This window comes from Streptomyces sp. NPDC058877, from assembly GCF_042742855.1.
Classification (GTDB): Bacteria; Actinomycetota; Actinomycetes; order Streptomycetales; family Streptomycetaceae; genus Streptomyces.
In genome coordinates, this window is record NZ_JBHYMF010000377.1 from 1 (window position 1) to 1802 (window position 1802).

Consider the following 1802-nt stretch of genomic DNA (forward strand, 5'->3'; position numbering starts at 1 on the left):
GTGGCCCGGTCGACGGCCCCTTCCGTGGAGTACGGGGTCAGGCGCGGTCGGCACCGACCGGCTCGCCGACGATGCGGGCCGCGAGGGCGTGGGCCCAGGCGTCGACGTCGGCGGTGAGCTCGCGCTCGGCCGCGGAACGCTCCTCCGCGATCTTGGCGGTGCCGGCGGCGAGGATCGCGTCGCGCTCGGCGATGCCCTCGGCACGGGCGGCGGCGATGGCGGCCGAGCCCTCCTCGGTGGCCTGGGAGCGGATGCGCGCCGCCTCGTGGCGGGCCTCGGCGAGCTCGGCTTCGTACTGCTCGCGGATCGCCGCGGCCTCGGAACGCAGGTCGTCGGCGCGCTCGGTGCCGCCGTCGATGGCGTCCTCACGCTCGTCCAGGGTGCGCTTGATCTTCGGAAGGACGGCCTTCGCCATGATGAGGAAGGTGATTCCGAACAGCACCGCGCCGAGGATGAGCTCGGCCCAGACGGGGTTGAGCGGACCGAGGTCGGTCGTGAAGACAGTGGAGTTCGCGAGGGTCATGCGCGCATTCTACCTGCTCCAAAACACGACAAAACAGACAGTGGAACCAGAGTTGGCGTGATCTTGCGAGCTCGTCAAGATTCCCGGCACCCAAAGGCTACCGGAAGGTAACCGTGGCTGATTGTATGTGCGGCGCCAGTCCAACCCCCCACGTCTTCACGGGAGTTCACGTGTCGTTCGCCATGCTCCGCCGTGTTCCCGGCGCCGCGCTTTCACTCGCGCTCGCCGCCGCCACCCTGACGGTGGCGGCCCCGACCGCCTCCGCCGCCCCGACCACGGCTGCCGAGGCCCCGCGGATGAAGGTGCTCACGTACAACACCTTCCTCTTCTCCAAGAACCTGTACCCGAACTGGGGGCAGGACCACCGGGCGAAGGCGATCCCCGCCACCCCCTTCTTCCAGGGACAGGACGTCGTCGTCCTCCAGGAGGCCTTCGACAACTCCGCCTCCGACGCCCTCAAGGCGAACGCCGCCGCGCAGTACCCCCACCAGACCCCGATCGTGGGCCGCAGCAAGAGCGGCTGGGACGCCACCGGCGGGGCCTACTCCTCGTTCACGCCCGAGGACGGGGGCGTGACGATCCTCAGCAAGTGGCCGATCGTCCGCAAGGAGCAGTATGTCTACAAGGACGCCTGCGGCGCCGACTGGTACTCGAACAAGGGCTTCGCCTACGTGGTGCTCGACGTCAACGGGACCCGGGTCCACGTCGTCGGCACCCACGCCCAGTCCACGGACCCGGGCTGCGCGGCGGGCGAGGCGGCGCAGATGCGCAGTCGCCAGTTCAAGGCGATGGACGCGTTCCTCGACGCGAAGAACATCCCGGCGGACGAGCAGGTGATCGTCGCCGGCGACATGAACGTCGACTCGCGGACGCCCGAGTACGGCACGATGCTCGCCGACGCGGGCCTGGCCGGGGCCGACGCCCGCACCGGCCACCCGTACTCCTTCGACACCGCACTGAACTCGATCGCTTCCGAGCGCTACCCGAACGACCCGCGCGAAGACCTCGACTACGTCCTCTACCGCGCCGGGAACGCCCGGCCCGCCAACTGGACCAACAACGTGGTCCTGGAGCAGAGCGCGCCCTGGACGGTCTCCAGCTGGGGCAAGCAGTACACGTACACCAACCTCTCCGACCACTACCCCGTCACCGGCTTCTGACCGGACCGCCTCAATAGGGGTACCGGCCGAAGAGGCTGTAGAGCCAGGCACCGAGCACCGCGAGGACGCAGAGCATCACGAACAAGGAGCCGGGACTCGTGTGCCGCCCCTTCCCGGGG

At 69.4% G+C, this 1802-nt stretch carries 2 protein-coding genes; one reads left to right on the forward strand and one right to left on the reverse strand.

Annotation, left to right across the window (positions count from 1 at the left end):
• Positions 1 to 37 precede the first annotated feature (37 nt).
• A complete protein-coding gene (locus tag ACFW2Y_RS35675) occupies positions 38 to 523 on the reverse strand; it encodes a hypothetical protein (RefSeq protein ID WP_384887870.1) in 486 nt (161 codons plus the stop codon).
• Between the two features lie 182 nt (positions 524 to 705).
• Between ACFW2Y_RS35675 and sph the strand changes: the two genes are divergently transcribed.
• Entirely contained in the window at positions 706 to 1683 is a 978-nt protein-coding gene (sph, locus tag ACFW2Y_RS35680; RefSeq protein ID WP_384887872.1) for a sphingomyelin phosphodiesterase, read from the forward strand.
• Positions 1684 to 1802 lie beyond the last annotated feature (119 nt).

Coding starts and splice junctions, on each gene's coding strand:
- ACFW2Y_RS35675 (WP_384887870.1), bottom strand. CDS start 523: ATGACCCTCGCGAACTCCACTGTCTTCACGACCGACCTCGGTCCGCTC.
- sph (WP_384887872.1), top strand. CDS start 706: ATGCTCCGCCGTGTTCCCGGCGCCGCGCTTTCACTCGCGCTCGCCGCC.